This is a genomic window from Orrella sp. JC864, from assembly GCF_037026685.1.
GTDB lineage: Bacteria > Pseudomonadota > Gammaproteobacteria > Burkholderiales > Burkholderiaceae_B > Orrella.
Map to the genome: position 1 here is coordinate 296172 of NZ_JBANET010000001.1, position 24655 is coordinate 320826.

Consider the following 24655-nt stretch of genomic DNA (forward strand, 5'->3'; position numbering starts at 1 on the left):
GGCCCGGGCTGGCATCCGTGCCGCGGCAAGCCGCATCCGGTGACACCCCGGCAGGCCAAACAAGGCAAAGCCGTAAAAAGCCCTTGATTATATGATGATTTTTCCGGTCTTGTACAGGCCCTCGCCTCTCTGGCGCTCCAGCAGCCGGGCCAGGCAGTCCCACAGGGCCTCATCCAGGCTGAAGGCCACGTTAAAGCGCATCCAGCCGGTGGGCCGGGGCTCGACCAGGAACAGCTGCCCGGGCCCGAGCATGATGCCCTCCTTGACCGCGTCGTTGACGATGACCGCGCTATCCGGGATGTCCGGATGCCGCGCCCACAGGTACATGCCCTCGCCCGGCTGGTTGAACAGCTCGAAGCCCTGGGCGGCCAGCCGCTGGGCCACTTCGCCGTGCGCCTGCGCCAGCCGCTGGCGCAGGGACTTCAGGTGCTTTCTCCAGCGCCCGTCCGTGATCACGCCGTAGACCAGCCGCTCCATCACCTCGGAGCTGGTCAGCCCGGCGCGCATCTTCAGGCTCAGCAGCTGGCTGGCCAGCTCGGGATGGGCCAGCATGTAGCCCACCCGCAGGTTAGGCGAGATGGTCTTGGAATAGCTGCCCAGGTAGACCACCCGCTGCAGCTGGTCCAGGCTGGCCAGCGACGGCTGGTGGTCGGCGTCCATGTCGGCATAGATATCGTTCTCGACCAGGCGGAAATCGTGTTTTGCGGCCAGCTGCAGCAGCTGGTGCAGCTGCGGCAGCGAGGCGCGCGAGCAGGTGGGGCTTTGCAGCCGCGGCTGGGTGAAGAAGGCCACGGGCCGGTGCCGCGCCAGCAGCGCCTCCAGGGCGGGCATGTCGTAGCCGTCGGGCGTGCGCGCCACGCCCACCAGCACCGCGCCCTGGAAACGCAGGATGCTCATCAGGTTCGGATAGCCGGGATCGTCCACCAGCACCACGTCGCCGGCCTTGACCAGCGCGCGCACGGCCAGGTCCAGCGCCTGGCTGGAGCCGTGCGCCAGCAGCACCTGGCCGGGCTTGGCGGCGATGCGCTGGTCGGTGGCAAGGTTCTGCGCGGTCAGCGTGCGCAGCGCCGGCAGCCCCATGGGATCGCCATAGCCGCTTAGCGGCAGCCTGCCCGCGGCCACCTGCCGCATGCCGCGCCGCACGCCTTCCTCGAACATCCAGTCGTGCGGCAGCCAGCCGCAGCCCGGCTTGATGGCCAGCTCGCGGTTCTCGAAGATCTGGCGCAGATACCAATCGGTATTGAACTCGGGCTGCGCCGGCGCGGCCTCGGCGGTCCCGGCCGCGCCGCCCGCCGGCCGGTTGACGAAAAAGCCCATGTTGGCGCGGCTGGTCAGCAGCCCCTGCGCCACCAGCCTGTCGTAGGCCTCGACGACGGTAAAGGCGCTGACCGCGTGGCTGGCGGCGAAAGCGCGGATCGACGGCAGCTTGGCGCCATGCTTGAGCGCTTGCGTCTCGATGAGCGCGCGCAGCCCCTCGACAATCTGGTTGACCAGCGGCGTGGCAGAATCGGGCCTGAGCGTGAGCATCCGGGAAGAACAGTTCTGTACCGGGCCGGCAACCCATACAGTAGGGCGGCGGGCAGGCCCATCTGTACATGGACACGGCCGGCGACGGTTTTTACATTGCGAGATTATCACCTTTCCCAAGCCAACTTTCCCGCCAATCGAGTTAGCCATGACCCAGCAGACCAATGAAGCCCTGATGGCGCGCCGCCGCGCCGCGATTCCCCGTGGCGTAGGCCAGTCCCACGAAATCTTCGTCGAACGCGCCCGCAACGCCGAGGCGTGGGACGTCGAAGGCCAGCGCTACATCGACTTCGCCGGCGGCATCGCCGTGCTGAACACCGGCCACCTGCATCCGCAGGTGATCGAGGCGGTCAAGCAGCAGCTGGACCGCTACACCCACACCTGCTTCCAGGTCCTGGCCTACGAGCCCTACGTCGAGCTGGCCGAGCAGCTCAACGCCATGGCGCCGGGCGACTTCCCCAAGAAGACGCTGTTTCTGACCAGCGGCGCCGAAGCGGTGGAGAACGCCGTCAAGATCGCCCGCGCGCACACCGGCCGCCCCGGCATCATCGCCTTTGCGGGCGGCTACCACGGCCGCACCAACATGACCCTGGCCCTGACCGGCAAGGTCGCTCCCTACAAGATCGGCTTCGGCCCCTTCCCCAGCGACGTCTATCACGCGGCCTTCCCCAACGCGCTGCACGGCGTGAGCGTGCAGGACGCCCTGAACTCGGTCGAGCAGATCTTCAAGAACGCCATCGAGCCCACCCGCGTGGCGGCCTTCATCGTCGAGCCGGTCCAGGGCGAAGGCGGCTTTAACATCGCGCCGCCCGAATTCATCGCCGGCATCAAGCGCATCGCCGACCAGCACGGCATCCTGCTGATCGCCGACGAAGTGCAGACCGGCGCGGGCCGCACCGGCACGTTCTACGCCAGCGAGCAATGGCCGGTGGCGCCCGACCTGATCACCACCGCCAAGTCGCTGGCCGGCGGCTTTCCGCTCTCGGGCGTGATCGGCCGCGCCGATGTGATGGACGCCCCCGCGCCCGGCGGCCTGGGCGGCACCTACGCCGGCAGCCCGGTCTCGTGCGCCGCCGCCCTGGCCGTGATCAAGGCCTTTCGCGAGGAAAACCTGCTGGCGCGCAGCAAGGCCGTGGGCGAGCGCCTGGTCCAGGGCCTGCGCGCCATCGCCGGGCAGCATCCCGGCGTCGTCGCCGAAGTGCGCGGCCTGGGCGCCATGGTGGCCATGGAGCTGTGCCAGGACGGCGACCCGCACAAGCCCGACGCCGAGCTGACCCGCCGCATCGTGGCCGAGGCGGGCAAGCGTAAGCTTATCCTGCTGTCTTGCGGCACCTACGGCAACGTGATCCGCGTGCTGGTGCCGCTGACCGCCTCGGACGAGCTGCTGGACGAAGGCCTGGAGATCATCGCCCAAAGCGTGAAGGCCGCCCGCCAGGGCTAGGCCCGCAGTACCCCGGGCCAGCGGGGCGCCGCCGCAAGCGGCGCCCCGCTGGCGTTTGCGCCGCATCGCGCCATTGACAACAAGGGAAAGCCGTCATGACCGCACATCAATCCCCGCTGGACCTGCTGCAAGACAAGTCGCTGCTCAAGACCCAAGCCTATATCGACGGCGCCTGGACCGATGCAGCCGGCCGCTTCGACGTCACCGACCCGGCCACCGGCCAGCTGCTGGCGCAAGTGGCCAACCTGGGCCCGGCCGACTGCCGGCGCGCCATCGAGGCGGCCGACAAGGCCTGGCCCGCCTGGCGCCAGAAGACCGCCAAGGAGCGCCATGCGATCCTCCTCAAGTGGTTCCAGCTGCTGATGCAGCACCAGGAGGACCTGGCCCGCCTGATGACCGCCGAACAAGGCAAGCCGCTGGCCGAGGCGCGCGGCGAAGTGGCCTACGGCGCCAGCTTCGTCGAGTGGTATGCCGAGGAAGCCAAGCGCGCCAACGGCGAGACCCTGCCGCAGTTCGACAACAACCGCCGCCTGCTGGTCCTGCGCCAGCCGGTGGGCGTGTGCGCGGCCATCACGCCGTGGAACTTCCCGCTGGCCATGATCACCCGCAAGGTCGCGCCCGCCCTGGCGGCCGGCTGCACGGTGGTCATCAAGCCGGCCGAGCTGACGCCGCTGACCGCGCTGGCCGCCGCCGAGCTGGCCGAGCGCGCGGGCTTTCCGGCCGGGGTGCTCAATGTGCTGACCGCCGACAGCGACAACAGCATCGCCGTGGGCAAGGTGCTGTGCGAAAGCGACATCGTGCGCCACCTGAGCTTTACCGGCAGCACCGAGGTCGGCCGCATCCTGATGGCCCAGAGCGCGCCCACCATCAAGAAACTGGCGCTGGAACTGGGCGGCAACGCCCCCTTCATCGTGTTCGACGATGCCGACCTGGATTCGGCCGTCGAGGGCGCGGTGGCCAGCAAGTACCGCAATGCCGGGCAGACCTGCGTGTGCAGCAACCGCCTGTACGTGCAGGACGGCGTCTACGACGCCTTCGTGGCCAAGTTCGCCGAGCGGGTCAAGACGCTGAAGGTGGGCAACGGCTTTGCCGAAGGCGTCACCCAGGGCCCGCTGATCGAGCCGGCCGCCGTGCAGAAGGTGCAGCGCCACATCGACGACGCCCTGGCCCAGGGCGCGCGCGTGATGGCCGGGGGCAAGGCGCTGGAGGGCCAGTTCTTCGAGCCGACCGTGCTGGCCGACGCCAAGGCTTCGATGCTGTGCGCGCGCGAGGAAACCTTCGGCCCGCTGGCCCCGGTGTTTCGCTTTCATACCGAAGAAGAGGCCATCGCCGCGGCCAACGCCACCGAGTTCGGCCTGGCCGCCTATTTCTATTCGCGCGACGTGGGCCGCATCTTCCGCGTCGGCGAGGCGCTGGAATACGGCATGGTCGGCGTGAACGTGGGCATCATCGCCTCCGAGCACGTGCCCTTCGGCGGCATCAAGCAATCGGGCCTGGGCCGCGAGGGTTCTCGCCACGGCATGGAGGAATACCTCGAAATGAAGTACCTGTGCGTCGGGGACATACTGAAATAACTCCCGTCAACCCAGCGGCCGCCGGTACTGGATGGCCTCGGCCACGTGCGGCAGCGCCAGGCTCTCGCTGCCATCCAGGTCGGCGACGGTGCGCGCCACGCGCAACACCCGGTGCGCCGAACGGGCCGACCAGCCCAGCCGGTCCATGGCGCGGTTCAGCAGCGCCCGGGCCGCGTCCTGCATGGGACAGTGGCGCGCCAGCTCGGCGCCGGGCAGCGCGGCATTGGGCCGCGCCTGCCGGGCCAGCTGGCGCCGGCGGCATGCCAGCACCCGCTGGCGCACCGGCGCCGAGGGTTCGCCCTCTGGCAGGTCCAGCCACTGCGATTCGGGCGCGGGCAAGGTGACCTGCAGGTCGATGCGGTCCAGCAAGGGCCCCGAAATGCGGCCGCGATAGCGCTGCACGGTTTCCGGCGAGCACCGGCAGGCCCGCACCGGATGCCCTTGCCAGCCGCAGGGGCAGGGATTCATGGCCGCCACCAGCTGGAAGCGGGCCGGGTAATCCACGCGCCACAGGGCGCGGGCAATCGAAACCACGCCGCTCTCCAGGGGCTCGCGCAGCGACTCCAGCACCCGGCGGTCGAATTCGGGCAGTTCGTCCAGGAACAGCACGCCCAGGTGGGCCAGCGAGACTTCGCCCGGCCGCGGCCGGGCGCCGCCGCCCACGATGGCCGCCGCCGAGGCGCCATGATGCGGCGCGCGAAACGGCGGCACCGGGGACACGACAGGTTCGGCCCCGCCCAGGCTGGCCACGGCGGCGGCCTCCAGGGCCTGGTCCTGGGCCAGCGGCGGCAGCAGCCCCGGCAGCCGCTGCGCCAGCATGCTCTTGCCCGTGCCGGGCGGCCCCACCAGAAGCAGGCCGTGGCCGCCGGCGGCGGCGACCTCCAGCGCCCGGCGGGCCGCCGGCTGCCCCCGCACGTCGGACAGGCAAGGCGCGGCGGCCGCAACAGGCGCCGGACGCGCGGCCGCCGGCCGCAGGGGCTCGCGTCCCGCCAGATGCTCGGCCACCTCGCGCAGCTGCCCGGCGCCCAGCACCGTCAGCCCCGGCACGCAGGCCGCCTGCGCGGCGCTTTCGTTCGGCAGGATCAGCGTGGCGCCCGGCTGGCTGCGCGCCACGGCCAGCGCGATGGCCAGGGCCGCGGCCACCGGCACCAAGGCGCCCGTGAGCGAGAGCTCGCCGGCCAGCACCATGCCGGCCAGCGCCGGCTCGCCCGCCTGTCCCGGCCGCACGCGCAGCTCGGGCAAGGCCAGCTGGCCCGAGGCCAGCAGCACCCCCAGCGCCATGGGCAAGTCGAAACGGCCCGATTCCTTGGGCAGGTCGGCCGGCGCCAGGTTGACGGTCAGGCGACCGGCGGGAAACTCGTAGCCACTGTTGAGCAGGGCCGCACGCACCCGCTCGCGGCTTTCGCGCACCTCGGCGTCGGGCAGGCCCACCACGTGAAAGGCCGGCAGGCCCGCGGCCAGGTGCACCTCCACGCGCACGGCGGGCGCTTGCAGCCCCGACAGCGCCCGGCTGGCAAGAACGGCTAGGGTCACGGCAGCTCCAGGACGATTCGCTGCATCCAGTATGGCCCTGCCGCGCGCCGCCGGACAGCGCGGCGGTGGATAAAAAGCGCCTGCCCTGCCCTAGCCCTGCCCTAGCCCTGTGGCAGCTCCGTTTGCGGCGGGACCGCCTGGGGCTGGCCGGCTTGGGGCTTTTCCAGTGCATCCAGGCGCGCTTCCAGTGCACGCACCTGCGCCTCGAGCGCGTCGGCGCGCGCGCGGGTGCGCGTGAGCAGGTCGGCCTGGATGTCGAATTCGTCGCGGGTGACCAGGTCGAGCCTGGCGAACGTCTGCGACACCAGGGCGCGCACGTTGCGCTCGATATCGGCGGCCGGGCTGCGCGCGATGAGATCGGAGACGTTCTTCTGGAAATCCTCGAGCCACTGGGTGCGGTTGATCATGATGCCCTCGCCATCGTTGTTCGGTACAAGCCCACAGTGTAGGGCCTGGTGCGGCGTCTGTCCCGGTCCTGGGCAGGGCTGGGCGGCGCGCACCAAGATGGACCCATGCACCATGACGCGTCGCACCGCCATGGTGCAACGCCAGCGCATTGCAAGCAATCGCAACCGGCGCCGGGGCCGCGGCCACCGTGGCACGGTTATTGCTTGATGCAGGACAGCCAACGTGCAACCACGAGAGGAAAGCCCCATGAAACTCATCATCGCCATCATCAAGCCCTTCAAGCTCGACGAAGTGCGGGTGGCCCTGTCCGGCATCGGAGTCCAGGGCCTGACCGTCACCGAAGTCAAAGGCTTCGGCCGCCAGAAAGGCCACACCGAACTCTACCGCGGGGCCGAATACGCCGTGGACTTCCTGCCCAAGCTGCGGGTGGAGGCAGCCGTGCCCGACAACCTGATCGAACAGGCGGTCGAGACCATCGAGGCGGCGGCGCGCACGGGCAAGATCGGCGACGGCAAGATCTTCGTCGCTCCTCTCGAACAAGTCATCCGCATCCGCACCGGCGAGGCGGGCGAGGCTGCACTCTGAAATACCAAGAACAACGAACCTTTCGGCATAAAACTCTGGAGTAAGAAATGGATAAAGCTGATGTCGCGTGGGTGATGGTCTCCACCATGCTGGTGCTGCTCATGGTCGCCCCCGGGCTGGCGCTGTTCTACGGCGGCATGGTCCGCGCCAAGAACATGCTGTCGGTCCTCATGCAGGTGCTGGCGGTCTTCTGCCTGGCGGTGGTCCTGTGGTTCGTCTACGGCTACTCGCTGGCCTTCACCGACGGCAACGCCTTCTTCGGCGGCTTCTCGCGCCTGTTCTTCTCGGGCATGTTCACCCCGCCCGAGGGCTTCGCCATGGCCGGCTCGATCCCCGAGATCCTGTTCGCCTCGTTCCAGGCCACTTTCGCCGGCATCACCTGCGCGCTGATCGTGGGCAGCTTCGCCGAGCGCGTGCGCTTTTCGGCCGTCCTGGTCTTCACGGTGATCTGGTTCACCTTCGCCTACGTCCCGATGGCGCACATGGTCTGGCACGGCGGCGAGGTCGAAGGCCTGCTGTTCGCGGCCGGCGCGCTGGACTTCGCCGGCGGCACGGTGGTGCACATCAATGCCGGCATCGCCGGCCTGGTCGGCGCCTATGTGGTGGGCAAGCGCCTGGGCTACGGCCGCGAAGCCATGCAGCCGCACAACCTGCCCATGACCTTCATCGGCGCCGCGCTGCTGTGGGTGGGCTGGTTCGGCTTTAACGCCGGTTCGGCCCTGGGCGCCAACGAAACCGCCACGCTGGCCTTCTTCAACACGCTGATCGCCACCGCCGGCGCCGTGCTGGCCTGGGTGCTGACCGAATGGGCCGCCAAGGGCAAGCCCTCGATGCTGGGCGCGGCCTCGGGCGCGGTCGCCGGCCTGGTGGGCGTGACGCCCGCCGCCGGCCTGGTCGGCCCGGTCGGCGCGCTGCTGATCGGCATCGCCGCCGGCGTGATCTGCGTGTGGGGCGTGAACGGCCTGAAGCGCATGCTCAAGGCCGACGACTCCCTGGACGTGTTCGGCGTGCACGCGGTGGGCGGCATCGTCGGCGCCCTGCTCACCGGCATCTTCAACGCCCAGGCCCTGGGCGGCCCGGGCCTGGAAAGCGCGGGCGAGATCGCCGGCCAGCTCTGGACCCAGATCGAAGGCGTGCTGCTGACCATCGTCTGGTCGGGCATCGTGGCCTTCATCGCCTACAAGATCGCCGACATGGTGTGCGGCCTGCGCGTGTCCGAGGACGTCGAGCGCGAAGGCCTGGACATCACCTCGCACGGCGAATCCGCCTATCACAGTTAACTGGCACGGAGCGCGGGCTCGAACCCGCGCCAGGATGCCCCCAAGGGGAAGAGGCCCGCCGATCCGGCGGGCCTTTTTTGTGGCCATCCTCAAGGCGATGGGCCTGCGCCGGGCGGTCCAAGCCTGGCCGGTTCATCGCCCGCCGCTTTTTCTATATCAGCCTATCAGCCGCGGCAAGGCGCTGACCAGCATGGCGGCGCCCGAGGCGGTCAGCAGGCCCAGCACGATCTGGCGAAAGCGGGTCTCGCTGATGCCGATGTACAGCCTGGCGCCCAGCAGCGTGGGCACCAGCATGGCCGGGGCCACCAGCGCGAACAGCGGCAGCATCTGCGCCGTGACCAGCCCGCTGGCCAGGTAGCTGCCGAAGGCCACCAGCAGCATGGACAGGTTGAAGTTCTGGACCACGGCGCGCTGCGCGTCCTTCTCGTAGCCGCGCAGGGTGCACCACAGGGTGGGCAGCACGCCGGTAAAGCCCCCCAGCCCGCCGAGCATGCCCCCGCCCAGCCCCACCACGCCGTCGGCCAGGCACCCGCCTGCCGTGACCCGGGGCAGCCGGCCGGAGAACAGCATGGCCGGGCACCACAGGCATAGCAGCGTGCCCAGGATGGCCTTGAACCAGTCCGCATCCAGGCGCGGCAGCAGCGCCACGCCCAACGGAATGCCCAGCAGCCCGCCCAGCACGAAAGGCAGCAGGCGGCGCAGGTCGAAGCCGCGCCGCACCGTGACCGCGGCCAGGACCTGCCCCACCAGCGCCCCGAACACCGCCAGCGTGGCCGCCAGGCGCGGCTCGAGCACCCAGGCCCACAAGGACATGGCGACCAGGCCGAAGCCGAAGCCCGCCAGCCCCTGCACGAAACCGGCCAGCACGGCGCCCAGCGCCACCACCGCGTATACCCATTCCATTCGTTGTCCTTGGCCCGTGTCGCCGCACCGCCGCCCGGTTCAGTGGGCCAGGTCGTCCAGGTCGATGGGCACGGCGCGGTTCAGCGCCGCCGCGACCTTGACCCGCAGCGCATTGGTGTGGGCCGAGCGCACCTCGCGCTTGACGTCCGGCAACTGCTGCGGATGCATGGAGAATTCGGTCAGGCCCATGCCCAGCAGCAGGCGCGTCAGGCGCGCATCGCCCGCCATCTCGCCGCAGACCGCCACGCGCTTGCCGGCGCGCTCGCCGGCGTTGATGGTGGCCGCGATCAGGCGCAGCACCGCCGGATGCAGCGGATCGTACAGGGCGGCCACGTCGTGGTCGCCGCGGTCGATGGCCAGGGTGTACTGGATCAGGTCATTGGTGCCGATGGAGAAGAAGTCCAGCTCTTGGGCAAAGGGCTCGATGGCGATGGCGATGGCCGGCACCTCGACCATGGCGCCCAGCTCGATGCCGGCCGCGTAGGCCTGGCCGCGCGCGTCCAGCTCGCGGCACGCGGCCTGCAGCGCCGCGCGGGTGGCGCGCACCTCGTGCAGGTGCGCCACCATGGGCAGCAGGATGCGCACCGGACCGTGGGCCGAGGCGCGCAGGATGGCGCGCAGCTGGGTGGCGAACATCTCGGGCCGGGCCAGGCAATAGCGAATGGCGCGCTGGCCCAGGGCGGGATTGGTGGCCACGGTGACCTCGCCATCCAGCGCCTTGTCCGCGCCCACGTCCAGCGTGCGGATGGTGACCGGCCGCCCCTGCATGGCGCGCACGGCCTGGGCATAGGCCAGGTACTGCTCTTGCTCGTCGGGCAGCTCGGTGCGGCCCAGGAACAGGAATTCGCTGCGAAACAGCCCGATGCCCTGCGCGCCGGCGGCATAGGCGGCCTCGGCCTCCTCGGGCAGTTCGATGTTGGCGTACAGCGCGATGTCCACGCCATCGAGGGTGACCGCCGGCTCGTTGCGCAGCAGCGCCAGCTCGGCCCGCTCCTGCGCATAGGCCTGCTGCCTGGCGCGATATTCGGCCAGCACGCTCTGGCAGGGATTGACCAGCAGCACGCCGGCCTGGCCATCGACCACCAGGGTATCGCCGTCGCGGATCAGGGCCCGGGCGTTGCCCACGCCCACCACGGCGGGCACGCCCATGCTGCGCGCCACGATGGCCGTGTGCGAAGTGGCCCCGCCCAGATCGGTGACAAAGGCCGAGAAGCGCGCGCCGCGCAAGCGGATCATGTCGGCCGGCGAGATGTCGTGCGCCACCACCACCAGCGTCTCGTCGGCCGGCGGCTCGGACAGCGGCGCCAGCGTGCAGGAGCCGGCCAGCACGTTAAGCACCCGCTCGATGACCTGGCGCACGTCGGCGCCCCGTTCGCGCAGGTACTCGTCCTCCATCGCGGCGAACTGCTCGGCCAGGATCTGGCCCTGCGTGGTAAGCGCCCATTCGGCGTTGTAGTGGCGCTCGGAGATCAGCGCCAGCGTCTGCTCGGTCAGCAGCGGATCGGACATGATCAGCCGGTGCACGTTAAGCATGGCGCCCAGCTCGCGCGGCGCATCCGGGCCCAGGCTCTCGGCCAGGGCCAGCAGGTCTGCGCGGGCGGCTTCCAGGGCTTGCGTAAGGCGCCGCGATTCGGCGGGCACGTCCTCGGGCGCGATGCGATAGTGCGCCACTTCGAGGGCGGCCGCCCCCATCACCACGGCCCGGCCGATCGCGTAGCCGCGCGCCACGCCCTGGCCCAGCAGGCACAGCAGCGCGTCGCCCGCCGCGGGCCGGCGGCCTGGCGCAAGCGGCGGCGCGCCCGGGGCCGCCGCGGACAGGTCGTCTTGTCTGAGCGGCGGACTCATGGCGGATCTACTCGCCTTCGCCGAAACGGTCATTGAACAAGGCCTGGATCTCGGCCAGGGCCTGTTCGGCGTCGGGCCCGGCCGCATCGACCGTGACCGTGGAGCCCATGCCGGCGGCCAGCATCATCACGCCCATGATGCTCTTGGCGTTGACGCGCTTGGCGCCGCGGGAGATGTGGATTTCGCTGTTGAACTTGCCGGCCAGCTGGGTCAGCTTGGCCGCGGCGCGCGCGTGCAGGCCGAGCTTGTTGATGATGGTGATGTCGATCGAGGCCATGTCTTTCAGTGGAGAGGCGGCGTGCCGCCGATTCAGTCTACACGCAATACGGCTTGCGAGGCACCGACCAGCGCGCTGCTCAGCACGTCGGCCAGGGGCTGCTTCCGGTAGTTGATCGTACGCAGGACCATGGGCAGGTTCATGCCCGTGGCCATGCAGCACTGGAGCCCTTCGGCGCGCGCGCGCCGCATCGCCTCGGTGGCGATGTTGGCCGGGGTGGCGCCCAGCATGTCGGCCAGGATGGCCACGCCCCCGCCCTGGTCCGCCGCGCGGATGTGCCGCAGCACGCGGACGATGTCGGCCTCGGTATCCTGGTCGGCCTCGATGTCGCAGACCTGCAGCGCCACGCCGGGGCCCATGACGTGGTCGACGCAGCGGGACAGCGCCTGGCCCAGCGGGGCATGCGCCACGAGCACGACCCCGATCATGCCGCCACGCCGGTCCCGGCGGCGGCGCGCTCGAGCGCCTGGGCGAACATGCCGGCCACGTCAAAGCCGGTCTGCTCGGCGATTTCGACGAAGCAGGTCGGGCTGGTGACGTTGATCTCGGTCACGTAATCGCCGATCACGTCCAGGCCGATCAGCAACAGGCCGCGCGGGGCCAGCGCGGGTCCGATGGCTCGCGCCAGGGCAAGGTCGCGCTCGGACAGCGGCTGGGCCACCCCGCGCCCGCCCGCGGCCAGGTTGCCGCGCGTCTCGCCCGCCATGGGAATGCGCGCCAGCGCATAAGGCACGGGTTCGCCGCCGATCAGCAGGATGCGCTTGTCGCCTTGCGCGATCTCGGGGATGTAGCGCTGCGCCATGATGCTGCGCCGGCCGTTGTCGGTCAGCGTCTCGAGGATGGCGTTCAGGTTGGCCTCGCCCGGCTGCAGCCGGAAGATGCCGGTGCCGCCCATGCCGTCCAGCGGCTTGACGATGACGTCGCCTTGCGCGGCATGAAACGCCTTCAGGCGCGCCATGTCGCGCGTGACCAGCGTGGGCGCGGCGTAGCGGGCGAACTCCATGATGGCCAGCTTCTCGGGATGATTGCGGATGGCCGCCCCGCCGTTGTAGATGCGCGCGCCCTGCGCCTGCGCGTATTCGAGCAGGTGGGTGGCGTAGACGTATTCCATGTCGAAGGGCGGGTCCTTGCGCATGAGCACGGCGTCGAAGCGCTCCAGGCCCTGCTCGGCGCGCGGGCCGGTTTCCTGCCACCAGTCGTGGCCGTGCAGGTCGGCGTCCGGGCGCAGGGCGAAGGGGGTGGCGGCCGCCATCACGCGGCCCTGGTCGGCATACAGGTCGCCCTGCAGGGCGAACGACAGGCTATGCCCGCGCGCGGCCAGGGCGCGCATCATGGCCACGGAACTGTCCTTGTAGGCCTTCAGGCCAGGCAGGGGATCGATGATGAAGAGGATATGCATGCGGGGCGCACCAGCCAGGAGGAAAAAACGCCCTTGCGGGCGCGTTGCCGGCTGCACCGGCCGGCATGGAAAAATCGCTGCGGGCGGCGCCCACCCGGGGGCGACACCACGCAGCGATCGATATTAACCGACCGGCGCGCGCGCCGGGCCGGTCAGGAGGCGTCGGCCGATTTGCCGCCGGCCTGCGCGGGTTTCTTGCGCGGGGCCAGCACCATGACCATCTGCCGGCCTTCCAGCTTGGGCATGGCCTCGACCTGGCACAGTTCGGTCAGGTCGTCGCGCACGCGCTCGAGCACGCGCATGCCCAATTCCTGGTGGGCCATTTCGCGGCCGCGGAAACGCAGCGTCACCTTGGCCTTGTCGCCCTCTTCGAGGAAGCGGCGCAGGTTGCGCAGCTTGACCTGGTAATCGCCCTCGTCGGTCGCGGGCCGGAACTTGACTTCCTTGACCTGGATGACTTTCTGCTTGGTACGGGCCTCGGCCTGGCGCTTTTGTTCCTGGTATTTGAACTTGCCGTAGTCCATCAAGCGGCACACCGGCGGCGTCGCGTTGGGCGCGATCTCGACCAGGTCGACGTCCGCTTGCTCGGACAGGCGGAAGGCCTCGGCCAGTTTGACGATGCCGAGCTGTTCCCCGTCCAGACCTATCAGGCGCACCTCGGGGACGCGGATTTCACCGTTGATGCGATTGGGCTTATCGGTTGCGATGTTCAAGACTCCTAAAGATTGAGCAGCGATTACTGCTGGACTGGCACGGCGGCGCGGCGTTCGGCGACTTCCTGGGCCAGCCTGGCCGTGAAGTCGTCCAGGGGCATGACGCCCAGGTCCAGCCCGCCGCGCCCGCGCACGGCGACCGCCCCGGCCTGGCGTTCCTTTTCGCCCACGACCAGAATGTACGGCACCTTTTGCAGGCTGTGCTCCCTGATTTTATAAGTGATTTTTTCACCACGCAAATCCGATTCTGCTCTAAAGCCTTGTTTTTTCAGGATTTGCGTGATTTGTGCCGCATAATCGGCGGAAGGTTCGGAAATGCAGCACACCACCGCTTGCACGGGCGCCAGCCAGGCGGGCATGGCGCCGGCGTGGTTTTCGATCAACATGCCGATGAAACGCTCTAGCGAACCGAGGATGGCGCGGTGCAGCATCACCGGCGGGCGCCGCTGGTCGTTGGCGTCCACGTATTCGGCGCCCAGGCGCACCGGCATGGAAAAATCGACCTGGATGGTTCCGCACTGCCAGTGCCGGCCGATGGCGTCCTTGAGCGTGTACTCGATCTTGGGGCCGTAGAAGGCCCCTTCCCCGGGCGAAATCTCGAATTCGCAGCCGGTGCGGCGCAGGCTTTCCATCAGCGCCTCTTCGGCCTTGTCCCAGATGGCGTCATCGCCGATGCGCTTTTCCGGGCGGGTGGCCACCTTGTACAGCACTTCGGTAAAGCCAAAATCGGCATAGACCTTCTGCAGCAGCGCCGTGAAGGCCGCGCATTCGTCCTGCAGCTGGTCCTCGGTACAGAAGATGTGCCCGTCGTCCTGGGTAAAGCCGCGCACGCGCATCATGCCGTGCAGCGAGCCCGACGGCTCGTTGCGGTGGCATTGGCCGAACTCGCCGTAGCGCAGCGGCAGGTCGCGGTAGGAGTGCAGGCCCGAATTGAATATCTGCACATGGCCCGGGCAGTTCATGGGCTTGAGGCCATACACGCGGTTCTCCGATTCGGTGGTGAACATGTTCTCGCGGTAGTTTTCCCAGTGCCCGGTCTTTTTCCACAGCGACAGGTCCAGGATCTGCGGCGCCTTCACTTCCTGGTAGCCGTTCTCGTTGTAGACGCGGCGCATGTACTGCTCGACCTGCTGCCAGAGCTGCCAGCCCTTGGGATGCCAGAAGATGAGCCCGGGCGCCTCGTCCTGGAAATGGAACAGGTCCAGTTCGCGGCCCAGCTTGCGGTGGTCGCGCTTTTCGGCCTCCTCCAGCATCTTCAGGTAGGCGTCCTGGTCTTCCTTGCTGGCCCAGGCCGTGCCGTAGATGCGCTGGAGCATTTCGTTGTTGCTGTCGCCGCGCCAGTAGGCGCCGGCCACCTTCATCAGCTTGAACACCTTGAGCTTGCCCGTCGAAGGCACGTGCGGGCCGCGGCACAGGTCGATGAAATCGCCCTCGCGGTACAGGCTGATGGTTTCGTTGCCGGGGATGGAGGCGATGATCTCGGCCTTGTACTTCTCGCCGATGCTGTTGAAGAAGGCCACCGCGTCGTCGCGCTTCCATTCCTCGCGCGTGACCGGCTCGTCCTTCCTGGCCAGCTCGGCCATCTTCTTTTCGATGGCCGCCAGGTCCTCGGGCGTGAAGGGCCGCTTGTACGAAAAATCGTAGTAGAAGCCGTTGTCGATGACCGGCCCGATGGTGACCTGGGCCTCGGGAAACAGCGACTTGACGGCGTAGGCCAGCAGGTGCGCGGTGGAATGGCGGATCATGTCCAGCCCGTCGGGATCCTTGGCGGTGACGATGCCCAGCTGCGCATCGCGCTCGATCCGGTACGAGGTGTCGACCAGGCGGGGCTCGCCGCCGTCCTGGCTGATGCGTCCGCCCAGCGCCGCGCGGGCCAGGCCGGCGCCGATGGACTGCGCCACCTCGGCCACCGTCACGGGGCCGGGAAACTCTCGCTTGGACCCGTCGGGCAGCGTGATCTGTACCATTGATGCCATCCTGAAAATAAAAAACGCGGCGTTGCGGGCCGCGTTTGCTGTTGACTGATTTCACCTTGCATCCATCGGGGATGCGGCCGAATAGACAAAACCGACGCGGTCAGTGGCGGGGGCTTCCCGTGGTAGTTCGCGTGGCGGGGGTCATGTCGGCAGGCGTTGCAAGGGTGAATGAGACTGGAATCCAGGCCGAGTGTAGCACCGAATGGATAAATCCGGTCACAGTCGCCGCCCGGCGGCGTTGCAGCTATTGGCACTTTCTTACAGGCAAGCGCCGCGCGCAGGCGCAGACTGGGTCCAGCAAAGCACCCGAGGATACATCGCCATGCCCCGCGTCATCTGGAAAGGCGCCATCAACTTCGGCCTGGTGCACGTGCCCGTGGTCGTGCACCCGGCCACGCGCAGCTCGCGCCTGGACTTCGACTGGATAGACAGGCGCGATAACGCGCCGGTCGGCTACCAGCGCATCAACAAGCGCACCGGCAAGCCCATAGACAGCGAGAACATCGTCAAGGGCTACCAGTACGAGAAAGGCGAGTACGTGTTCCTGAGCGACGAGGATTTCCGCCAGGCCAATACCGCCGCCACCCAGTCGGTGGACATCCTGAGCTTCGTGGACGCGGCCGAGGTGCCCATCTATTACTACGACACGCCCTACTACCTGTTGCCGGACCGGCGCGGCGGCAAGGGCTACGCCCTGCTGCACCAGGTCCTGCGCAAGAGCGGCCGGGTGGGCATCGCCAGCGTGGTGCTGCACACCCGCCAGCACCTGGCCGCGCTGATGGCGCTGGACGAGGGGCTGCTGCTGATCACCATGCGCTACGCCCACGAGATGCTGCCCATCGAACAAGCCGAGGACGGCCAGGGCGCCAAGCGGGACAAGCCGACCGCGCGCGAGCTGGAGATGGCGATGCGCCTGGTCGAGGACATGAGCGAGCCCTGGGATCCCGAGCAATACCACGACACCTACCGCGACGACCTGCTGGCCATGATCGACAAGAAGATCCGCTCGGGCAAGACGCATGAGCTGACCGAGGCGCAGGAGGACGGCGCGCCGCGCCGCTCGGCCAAGGTGATAGACCTGGTGGCGGTGCTGCAGAAAAGCCTGAAGGCGCGCGGCGGCGAGCCGGCCGACAAGCCTGCGCGCAAGCGTGCCCCGGCCAAGACCGCCCGCAAGACGCGCAGCCCGGCACCGTCCAAGGCGGCCAAATCCAGCGGCGCCGGACGCGCGGGCGCCCGGAAAACCGCCGCCAAGCGCGCCGGCAAGACCGCCGCCCGCAAGGCGGCTTGACGCGTACGCAAGGCGAGCCCCATGGCCAAGGATGCCCTGACGACCTATCGGCAAAAGCGCGACTTCTCGGCCACCAGCGAGCCGGCCGGCGGGCGCGCGCGCGCCGGGCGCGCCGGCCAGCTTGGCGGCAGCTTCGTCGTGCAGCGCCATGCCGCGCGCGCGCTGCACTACGACTTTCGCCTGGAAGTGGACGGCGTGCTCAAGAGCTGGGCCGTGCCCAAGGGGCCGAGCCTGGACCCGCAGAACAAGCGGCTGGCCATGCAGGTGGAAGACCATCCGCTGGACTACGGCAATTTCGAAGGCACCATCCCCGCTGGCAACTACGGCGCCGGCCAGGTATGGATCTGGGACGCCGGCACCTGGAGCAGCGAGCACGATGCGCGCACCGCGCTCAAGCAGGGCCGCTTCCATTTCCGGCTCGAGGGCGGCTACCTGCGCGGGGAATGGATACTGATCCGCACCCGCCAGCAGGACAAGCGCCAGCAATGGCTGCTGCGCAAGCTCGATGACGGCTACAGCCAGCCCGGCCACGATGCGCAAGACCACGAGCCCCTGGGCCGGGGCGCCGGCAAGGCCCCGGCCCAGGCTGCGCGGCCCGCCCATGCCGCGCCCGCCAGCAAGAAGGCTGCTGCCGCGCTGGCGGCCAAGCCCGCCGCCGGCCAGGCGGCCCAGGCCGGCCCCAAGAGCCTGGGGTTCCAGCTGGCCACGCTGGTCGATGCGCCGCCGCCGGGCGCCGATTGGGTCTACGAACTGAAGTACGACGGCTACCGGATGATGTGCCGCATCGACAAGGACGGTGCGCGCTTTTTCAGCCGCACGGGCCGCGAATGGACGGACAAGCTGGGCCAGCTGCCCGTCCGGATCGCCGCGATGAAGCTGGGCTACGGCTGGCTCGACGGCGAAGTGCTGGTCTTTGACGAGAACGGCCGCTCGGACTTCCAGCTGCTGCAGGCCTCGATGGACGGCAAGGCTCCCGCGCCCAGCTTCGTCGCGTTCGACCTGCCGTACTGGAACGGCCACGACCTGCGCCAACTGCCCTGGACCGAGCGCCGCGCCGCGCTGCAAGCCATCGCGCCCACGCGCCAGGCCGACCGCCGCTATCTGCAGATAAGCGAACTGCTGGCTCCCGAGGACGCGCAGGCCAGCGCCGACATCTGGCGCCAGGCCTGCGAACTGCAGCTCGAAGGCCTGATCGGCAAGCGGCGCGACGCGCCCTACCGCGTGGGCCGGCAACGCAGCTGGATCAAGCTCAAGTGCCGCCCGCGCCAGGAGATGGTCATCGGCGGCTACACCCTGCCGCGCGGCGCGCGCCAGGGCTTTGGCGCCCTGCTGCTGGGCGTGTACGACGACAAGGGCAAGCTGCGGTACGCCGGCAAGGTCGGCACCGGCTTTAACGACACCACCATCGGCCTGCTCAAGCAGCAGATGGACGCGCTGCGCCAGGACAAGAGCCCCTTTGCCGGCACGGTGCGCCCGCTGGGCACGCGCCCGGCCGACATACGCTGGCTATCGCCCACCCTGGTCGCGGAGATCCAGTTCGCCAACTGGACCGGGGACCATATGTTGCGCCAAGCCTCCTTTCTGGGGCTGCGGCAGGACAAGAAGGCCCGCGAGGTCAGGCGCGAGCTGCCCGCCAAGCCCGCGGCCGGCGGCGGGCAGGCCGGGCCGCGTCAGGCCGATGCGGAGAAATCCAATGCAGTTGCCGGCGTATCGATCACCCATCCGGAGCGGCGCATCTACGTGCGGCCGGCCTTGACCAAGCTGGACCTGGCCCGCTACTACGAATCGGCCGGCGAACTGATCCTGCCTCACCTGCTCCAGCGCAGGCTGGCGCTGCTGCGCTGCCCCGACGGCACGCAAGGGGCGTGCTTCTTTCAGAAGCACCTGAGCGAGGAACCGCCGGCCGGCCTGGCCCTGGACGGCGGCATGATCGTGGTCCAGAACCTGGAAGGGCTGATCGCGCTGGTGCAGCGCGGCGTCATCGAGTTCCATACCTGGGGCTCGCGCAGCCCCAGGTCCGATACGCCGGACCGCATCACCTTCGATCTGGATCCGGGGCCGGGCCTGGGTTGGCGGCGGCTGGCCGATGCCGCGCAGATCACCCGGGCGCTGCTGCAGGAACTGGGCATGGATCCGCTGCTCAAGACCACCGGCGGCAAGGGCCTGCACCTGGTGGTGCCGATCAAGGGGCGCCACGGCTGGGATACGGTCAAGGCCTTCGCCCACGCGGTGGCGCGGCACCTGGCCGAGACGCTGCCCGGGCATTTCATCGCCAAGGCCAGCAAATCCAGCCGCAAGGGCGTGGTCTTCGTCGACTATCTGCGCAACGGCGAAGGCGCCACCGCCGTGGCCGCCTTCTCGGCCCGCGCACGAGAAGGCGCGCCCGTGTCCATGCCCGTGCCCTGGGAAGTGCTGGATGAAAAGCGCGATCTGCGCGGCAAGGCCTTTAACGTGCGCAACGCCGTGCAGCCCACCGCCCGCGACGATCCCTGGAAGGACTACGAAGCGGCGCGGGTGACCCTGACCCAGGCCATGCTCCGGAAGATGAGCGTCAAGTGAACAAATGCATCACGGCGGGCGCGACAGGCGCCTGCCCTGCCCCGTCCTCGCACGACCAAGGAGAAACCCATGACCGCCACCTCGCAAATCCCGCCGCACGACCAGGAGCCGGAGCGTCCCGACAGCCCTTCGCCCGAGCCGGCGCCTTCGATTCCTGCGCGGCCGGACGATGCGCGCGCCCGTCCCGATCCGGTCAAAAAGCCCGCCACCGGCGGCTCGGCCGGCAGCGGCAACGCCGCGCAGGCGCAAGATGCCGGCAAGGTCTTGCCGCCCTCCAGTCCGGTGCAAGTGCCGCGCATGCCCGCCCCGCCGACCGAAGGCACGCCCGACGAAGCCGCCCAGTATGGCAAGCCGCGAGCGGACACCGGCCACGACTCGAACTGGGCCGACAACGTCAAGCCCAAGCCCGATGCCAAGAACGCCCGCTCGTCGCTGTTCTGAACGAGACGGGCCGCGTAGCGCACGCATGCGCCTGGTCATGTTTGGAGACCTTTGTCCCGGCTTGGCTTGCTAGGCTTGAGGCCGCTTTCGCACGACAAGGAGGATTGCAAGCATGGCTTATCAGCGTACCCAGGCCCAGAAATTGTTGACCGCCTCTGAACTGGCCCTGTTCGATGCGGGACGCAGCACCGAGATCCGCAAGCACAGCAAGGCCGAGCTGCGCAGCAAGCTCGAGCGCAGCCGCAAGCTGCGCGACAAGTACCGCGACCTGCACCGGCGCCAGCGCCTGGACTTGCGCGCGGCCACCGGCGCCAAGGGCGGGACGCGCGGACAGCAGGCCAACCTGCGTACGCAACAGAAGGAAGAGATCCTGGCCGAGGCCGTGGCCCGCTTCGAGGCCCGGCTGGCCCAGATCGAGGCCCAGGAAGACAGGGAATTCGCCGCACTGAGCCGCGCCCCCGCCAAGGTTGCGGCCAAAACCGCAACGGCGCGGCCGGCCAAGCGGGCGGTCAAGCGCTCGGCCGTTCAACCGGCCAAGAAGGCCGCAAAGCGTGCAGCGGGCGGGACGACGGCCAAGAAGGCCGCCAAGCCGGCCGCCAAGCGCTCCAAGCGTGCCGGCCAGGCCTGAGCCATGGCTGCCCCGGACTCCGCCACGCCTGCGCCGCAGCCTGGGGCTGCCAAGCCGCGCGGCGGCCCGGGCAGCCCCAGCCTGTCGGACATGCTGGACGGGCTCGAGGCCCTGGCCCACAGCGACGCCCCGGTCCGCGTCGAACAGATGCTGGCCGCCACCGGCCGCAGCACCTTCGGTCCGCTGCTGCTGGTGCCTGGCCTGCTGGTGCTTTCCCCGGTCGGCGGCATGCCCGGCATTCCCACCACGGTGGCCGTGCTGGTGGGCATGGCTTCGCTGCAGATCCTCGCGGGGCGGCGCTACATCTGGCTGCCGCGCTGGCTGCTCGATCGCTGCGCGCGGCCGGCGCTGATGGTCCGGGCCATCCGCTTCATGCGTCCGCTGGCCCGCGCCAGCGAGGCGGTCTTCCGCTCGCGCATGCGCTGGATGACAGGCGAAGCCGGCACCCGCGTGATCGCCGCGCTGTGCCTGGCGATCTGCATCGCCATGCCGCCGCTGGAGCTGGTGCCGCTTGCCAATTCCACCTGCGGCGGGGCGCTGGCCCTGTTCGGCCTGGCGCTGACCACCCGCGACGGCGTGCTGGCCGCTGCCGCCCTGGTCCTGTCGCTGGCCGCAGCAGTCGGCATCGCGATGGCGGTGGCGGGATAGCATCTGCTTTTTGACAAGAACGGAATGACCGTGTTAGAATCTTTTTCTCTGCAGGCGGTTAGCTCAGTTGGTTAGAGCGCCACGTTGACATCGTGGAGGTCGTTGGTTCGAACCCAATACCGCCTACCAATTTCCTGTTGAGATCCGTTCCCACGGATCTCAACACGGCCCTGGTAGTACAAAAATATTCAGTCTGCTTAGTACCTTACGGTAGATTTGCCGTTGCTCACTGGTTCAGCGCGTTCCATCGCGTTGCCGGGAGTTCCAAAGTTCTTTTTACTTTGGACTTACTCTTTACTTGCTGCCTACCGCCTTGAGCTGGCGTTCGTACTGTTCGCGCACGTCCTGCGGATTGGCGCGCAGGGCGTTCTCCATGCCCCGCTTGCCGTCATCGACCCACTGTTCCACCTCCGACGGCGACAGATCGTACTGCCGGCTCGCCTCGGCCACGGTGGTCTTGCCCTGAATGATGTCCAGCACCAGCGCGCTCTTGCGCTTGGCTGTCCAGCGTTTGATGTCCTCTTCCATCTTCGTGCTCAACGTCGTTTCCTCGATTATGACGTGAGCAGGATTTCACTGGGTCAATACATATGCGACCAGACGGACTAAGACTTCGGGAGCCTTGCGTTTTGCATAGCTTCCACGATGGGCTGAATGAAGAACGGGGTTTGCTGCTCGGTAGCCTGGCCAATCCGCTCTAACGTTGGAGCCCCTTTGTCATCGGGCCTAACGATGTTCCATTCAATAGATTTCGAGGATTCATCAATGGCTGCTCCTACGACAGTAAGCCGTTCCCCAATGATTTTCATATTTCTTATAGGCTGATCTGGACCGCTTTTTAAATCCCGGATCCACGCTTCGCCAACTGAGACGACTGCAAATGCTCTGAGATAGCTTGCTCTGCTAGCAACGTAGCGAGCGTAAAGGAATTTATCAGACTGATCAGCGAAGCTAGTGGTGAGATTATCGATAATATCCCACTGATCGTTATACAAAAAAGTCATCGGAACATGATTTCCGTATTCTAAAAAATTAGCCTCAGCCATTCTGGCTATTAGCTCGACAGTCTCTTCGATATTAGTCGGTTTACTTTGCCTTTGAAGCTCGTTACGAAGGCTCAGGAGCCTAGCTGGTGGAACGAAGTCTTCGTCTCGGCGTATTACATGCGAGGCCATGCTATGTACGTGCGGCTTGCCTAGCTTGATGTAGCGTGTCCTGGACACGTCATTCATGTCTGGATCTAGATGAGTCGGGTTCGGTACAGATGGGTCCATCCCCCCTCCCAAATGGCGAGATAGATCATTGCAAACCCTGTAAAGGCTTGCGTATATGTAAGTCAATGCCCAAATCAACTCGTGTTTTGGCAATGTATTCGCGACCCATCGACGTCGAATACAAAGAACAGCAGCATCGGCGATGCCAGGCGGCAATAAGGTTTTCACCATTTTTGCAATCATGCTCACGTCGGCGCGCAGCAACATTGGCCGATTAACCGTGATAACAAAATCTTCTTCTGAAAAATGAGAATAAATAACAGAGGGAGAGAGGGTACTGTGCATTTCTAGATCCCCCTCTTTCTCCACGACATTTCTAGCATCTTTAGCCCATGTCATTATTTCATCTGCTGCCCAAGGCTTCAGAACATTGACGGAGTACCAATTTTCATAATCTCGTATCTCGCCCTTGTTCTTTTGAATGATGAATGTGACAGTTCTGGAGGTTTGAAGAAATTGGTTCAAATTTCTTCGGAACAAGTCCGGAGAGAAATAAGCTTCGCCGCAGTTTTTCAGCAATGCTGATAGATCTCTCAAACGTCTTTCCCACGCATGCATACCGCGACCCTCAGTACTAGGTAATGAAAACATGTTTCTTGTTGTATTCTAGTAGAATACATTAGGATTCAGGCAAATTGAAGTGCGCCGAAGTTGTAGCTACGCAGAGTTGGAAGTTTGCGGCTTTTTGAACCCACGGTATTCACTGAAATTGAATTTGAAGCATTGCATGAGCATTCAAGACCCGTCCAAGGTCAACGACTCAATACGTAAGGGGGCAGCGGTCGCGGCAGGAGCTGCGTATGCAGGTGGCCTGCTTGCGGTGGGTACCGTAGCCAAGGCCGAGTCTCAGGTGTAGCCAATGCCCAGGTATCGGATTGGCGTAAGCGCTCGTAGTCCATGTTATGACGCCATCCCTTGGCTCTTGTATCGGCCGGGTACGGAGGGTCATCCATCATGGCACCCCTCAGGCTGTCGTATGGCGTAGACCCGGAGCGCAAAAGACGGGGATGCCACGTGCTTCCGCCCAAGATGCGATTGCTTGGGCCGGCCACATCTTCCGGCCAAGTACGACGACGTGGGAAGGGAACTCGCCGCTGCGCTCGGCCCGCCAAAGCGTCTGACGCGATACTCGCAGATGCCTGAGGAGCTCAGACTGAGGGATCAGACCTTCCAGAATCAGTGGTTGAGGCAGGGCGGGCAGTTGAAGAATTGTGACCATGAAATGTGCTCAAGGGTTGCAGGTGTGAATACCGTGTCTGCCGTCCCAAGCACGTTCAACTCGAAACCCGCTGGTTTTGGAAGTTTTTTAAGCTGTTCTTCGCTGGAAACAAACTCGTCTCGCGCTCGCATCGCCGTTCGTTTTTTTTGGATCCGGTTCTGGTTCCAGTTCCGGTAGCGTCGCTCCCCAGGGTGTCCCGCACCTGTCCCAAGGGACAAGCAAGACCTGTGGTCTACATCGCTGAATGTTTACTCCAGCCGATTACTTTTGGGTAGAATGACAAGGTCGGGGCCTGGACACCCGCATGAATACGTAATTTGGAGGCCATCGTATGATGCCAATACCGCCTACCAAATTCCCTGCAATCGTCCATCGACGGTTGCGACACGCCGCAGGCCATGAGGCCCAGGTGAAAAAAGCCGCCAGCCATGACCTGGCGGCTTTTTTTCGGCCTGTCGTCCGCGTTCAGGCCGGTGCCGAGCCGGCGCGCAGGCTTTCGTCGGCCGCCCTGACCTGCGCCACGAAAGCCTGGATCTTCTCGGCAGACTTGATGCCCGGCGCGCTTTCGACGCCACTGCTTACGTCCACCGCCCAGGGCCGGCTGCGCAGGATGGCCTGGCGCACGGTCTGCGCGGTCAGGCCGCCCGAAAGAACGAGATGGCGCCGCCGCTGCGCAGGCAGTTCCCGCAGCAGCCCGTGGTCGAAGGCCAGGCCGCTGCCGCCGTAGCCGGCGCTATAGCTGTCGAACAGCCAGGCGCCGGCGTCCTCGTAGGCCTGGCAGGCGGCCGCCAGGGCCGCGGGCGTATCCGGGCCGGGCGCGCCGACCCGGAAGGCGCGCCAATAAGGCAAGCCTGCGGCACGGCATTGCTGCGGCGTCTCGTCGCCGTGGAACTGCAGCCAGTCGGGCCTGACGGCCTGGCGCACCTGCTCGATCTCCTGCTCGCTGGCATTGACGAACAGGGCCACCACGCTGACCAGCGGCGGCACCACGCGCCGCAGTTCGGCCGCGCGGGCCGGACTCAGGCTGCGCTTGCTGCGGGGATAGAACACCATGCCAATGGCATCGGCGCCGGCGTCGGCGGCGGCCAGGATGTCTTCTTCGCGGGTCAGGCCGCAGATCTTGATACGGGTGCGCAT

At 67.2% G+C, this 24655-nt stretch carries 22 protein-coding genes and 1 tRNA gene; 10 read left to right on the forward strand and 13 right to left on the reverse strand.

Annotation, left to right across the window (positions count from 1 at the left end; all coding sequences use genetic code 11):
* Nucleotides 1–87: 87 nt before the first annotated feature.
* On the reverse strand, nucleotides 88–1527 hold the full coding sequence (locus tag V8Z80_RS01345) for an aminotransferase-like domain-containing protein (RefSeq protein ID WP_336060770.1): 1440 nt from the start codon (nucleotides 1525–1527) through the stop codon (nucleotides 88–90).
* 148 nt (nucleotides 1528–1675) lie between these two features.
* Here V8Z80_RS01345 and gabT point away from each other — a divergent pair, with 148 nt between their 5' ends.
* The gene (gene gabT, locus V8Z80_RS01350) at nucleotides 1676–2968 is read left to right on the forward strand and encodes a 4-aminobutyrate--2-oxoglutarate transaminase (RefSeq protein WP_155192429.1); all 1293 of its coding nucleotides are present in this window, start codon (nucleotides 1676–1678) and stop codon (nucleotides 2966–2968) included.
* Between the two features lie 95 nt (nucleotides 2969–3063).
* Nucleotides 3064–4542, forward strand: coding sequence for an NAD-dependent succinate-semialdehyde dehydrogenase (locus V8Z80_RS01355; RefSeq protein ID WP_155192431.1), 1479 nt, complete (start codon nucleotides 3064–3066; stop codon nucleotides 4540–4542).
* A gap of 6 nt (nucleotides 4543–4548) precedes the next feature.
* Here V8Z80_RS01355 and V8Z80_RS01360 read toward each other — a convergent pair whose 3' ends face one another.
* Together V8Z80_RS01360 and V8Z80_RS01365 are read right to left on the reverse strand one after the other, a co-directional pair.
* Nucleotides 4549–6075 (reverse strand): YifB family Mg chelatase-like AAA ATPase, encoded by a 1527-nt coding sequence (locus V8Z80_RS01360; protein ID WP_336060773.1) that lies wholly within the window; start codon nucleotides 6073–6075, stop codon nucleotides 4549–4551.
* Between the two features lie 101 nt (nucleotides 6076–6176).
* Entirely contained in the window at nucleotides 6177–6482 is a 306-nt protein-coding gene (locus V8Z80_RS01365) for an accessory factor UbiK family protein (RefSeq protein ID WP_155192434.1), read from the reverse strand.
* A 247-nt stretch (nucleotides 6483–6729) separates the two neighbouring features.
* Between V8Z80_RS01365 and V8Z80_RS01370 the strand changes: the two genes are divergently transcribed.
* Nucleotides 6730–7068, forward strand: a complete 339-nt coding sequence (locus tag V8Z80_RS01370; protein ID WP_155192436.1) for a P-II family nitrogen regulator — start codon at nucleotides 6730–6732, stop codon at nucleotides 7066–7068.
* A 47-nt stretch (nucleotides 7069–7115) separates the two neighbouring features.
* Nucleotides 7116–8348, forward strand: a complete 1233-nt coding sequence (locus V8Z80_RS01375; protein WP_155192437.1) for an ammonium transporter — start codon at nucleotides 7116–7118, stop codon at nucleotides 8346–8348.
* A 156-nt stretch (nucleotides 8349–8504) separates the two neighbouring features.
* Here the strand turns inward: V8Z80_RS01375 and V8Z80_RS01380 are convergent, their stop codons facing one another.
* The 7 genes from V8Z80_RS01380 to thrS all read right to left on the reverse strand — a co-directional run bounded on the left by V8Z80_RS01380 (nucleotide 8505) and on the right by thrS (nucleotide 15452).
* Nucleotides 8505–9251, reverse strand: coding sequence for a sulfite exporter TauE/SafE family protein (locus V8Z80_RS01380; RefSeq protein ID WP_336060775.1), 747 nt, complete (start codon nucleotides 9249–9251; stop codon nucleotides 8505–8507).
* A gap of 39 nt (nucleotides 9252–9290) precedes the next feature.
* Nucleotides 9291–10994 (reverse strand): phosphoenolpyruvate--protein phosphotransferase, encoded by a 1704-nt coding sequence (gene ptsP / locus V8Z80_RS01385; protein ID WP_336060839.1) that lies wholly within the window; start codon nucleotides 10992–10994, stop codon nucleotides 9291–9293.
* A 109-nt stretch (nucleotides 10995–11103) separates the two neighbouring features.
* Complete coding sequence (locus V8Z80_RS01390) at nucleotides 11104–11373, reverse strand: HPr family phosphocarrier protein (protein ID WP_155192441.1); 270 nt, start codon at nucleotides 11371–11373, stop codon at nucleotides 11104–11106.
* Nucleotides 11374–11405: 32 nt separating this feature from the next.
* Complete coding sequence (locus V8Z80_RS01395; RefSeq protein ID WP_155192442.1) at nucleotides 11406–11801, reverse strand: PTS sugar transporter subunit IIA; 396 nt, start codon at nucleotides 11799–11801, stop codon at nucleotides 11406–11408.
* Nucleotides 11798–12772: a glutathione synthase gene (gene gshB, locus V8Z80_RS01400; protein ID WP_336060776.1), complete on the reverse strand. Its 975-nt coding sequence runs from the start codon at nucleotides 12770–12772 to the stop codon at nucleotides 11798–11800. Before gshB ends, V8Z80_RS01395 begins: the two co-directional genes overlap by 4 nt.
* Before the next feature lie 152 nt (nucleotides 12773–12924).
* Nucleotides 12925–13485 carry a translation initiation factor IF-3 gene (infC, locus tag V8Z80_RS01405; protein WP_155192445.1) on the reverse strand — a complete coding sequence of 187 codons (561 nt, stop codon included), beginning with the start codon at nucleotides 13483–13485 and terminating at the stop codon, nucleotides 12925–12927.
* 23 nt (nucleotides 13486–13508) lie between these two features.
* Nucleotides 13509–15452 (reverse strand): threonine--tRNA ligase, encoded by a 1944-nt coding sequence (gene thrS / locus V8Z80_RS01410; RefSeq protein ID WP_155192446.1) that lies wholly within the window; start codon nucleotides 15450–15452, stop codon nucleotides 13509–13511.
* Between the two features lie 331 nt (nucleotides 15453–15783).
* On the opposite strand from thrS, the gene ku reads away from it, so the two are divergent.
* The 6 genes from ku (at nucleotide 15784) to V8Z80_RS01440 (ending at nucleotide 21154) form a co-directional block, all read left to right on the forward strand.
* Nucleotides 15784–16749 (forward strand): non-homologous end joining protein Ku, encoded by a 966-nt coding sequence (gene ku / locus V8Z80_RS01415; RefSeq protein WP_336060777.1) that lies wholly within the window; start codon nucleotides 15784–15786, stop codon nucleotides 16747–16749.
* A gap of 21 nt (nucleotides 16750–16770) precedes the next feature.
* Entirely contained in the window at nucleotides 16771–19308 is a 2538-nt protein-coding gene (gene ligD / locus V8Z80_RS01420; protein ID WP_336060778.1) for a DNA ligase D, read from the forward strand.
* A 69-nt stretch (nucleotides 19309–19377) separates the two neighbouring features.
* A complete protein-coding gene (locus V8Z80_RS01425) occupies nucleotides 19378–19749 on the forward strand; it encodes a hypothetical protein (protein ID WP_336060779.1) in 372 nt (123 codons plus the stop codon).
* 112 nt (nucleotides 19750–19861) lie between these two features.
* The gene (locus tag V8Z80_RS01430) at nucleotides 19862–20377 is read left to right on the forward strand and encodes a hypothetical protein (RefSeq protein WP_336060780.1); all 516 of its coding nucleotides are present in this window, start codon (nucleotides 19862–19864) and stop codon (nucleotides 20375–20377) included.
* 3 nt (nucleotides 20378–20380) lie between these two features.
* On the forward strand, nucleotides 20381–21025 hold the full coding sequence (locus V8Z80_RS01435; protein WP_155192454.1) for an exopolysaccharide biosynthesis protein: 645 nt from the start codon (nucleotides 20381–20383) through the stop codon (nucleotides 21023–21025).
* 52 nt (nucleotides 21026–21077) lie between these two features.
* Nucleotides 21078–21154, forward strand: a tRNA-Val gene (locus V8Z80_RS01440).
* 165 nt (nucleotides 21155–21319) lie between these two features.
* Here V8Z80_RS01440 and V8Z80_RS01445 read toward each other — a convergent pair.
* From V8Z80_RS01445 to V8Z80_RS01455, 3 genes are all read right to left on the reverse strand, one after another.
* Nucleotides 21320–21565 carry a DUF1153 domain-containing protein gene (locus V8Z80_RS01445; protein ID WP_336060781.1) on the reverse strand — a complete coding sequence of 82 codons (246 nt, stop codon included), beginning with the start codon at nucleotides 21563–21565 and terminating at the stop codon, nucleotides 21320–21322.
* A 65-nt stretch (nucleotides 21566–21630) separates the two neighbouring features.
* A complete protein-coding gene (locus V8Z80_RS01450; protein ID WP_336060782.1) occupies nucleotides 21631–22836 on the reverse strand; it encodes a hypothetical protein in 1206 nt (401 codons plus the stop codon).
* 1147 nt (nucleotides 22837–23983) lie between these two features.
* On the reverse strand, nucleotides 23984–24655 hold the full coding sequence (locus tag V8Z80_RS01455) for a phosphoribosylanthranilate isomerase (RefSeq protein ID WP_336060783.1): 672 nt from the start codon (nucleotides 24653–24655) through the stop codon (nucleotides 23984–23986).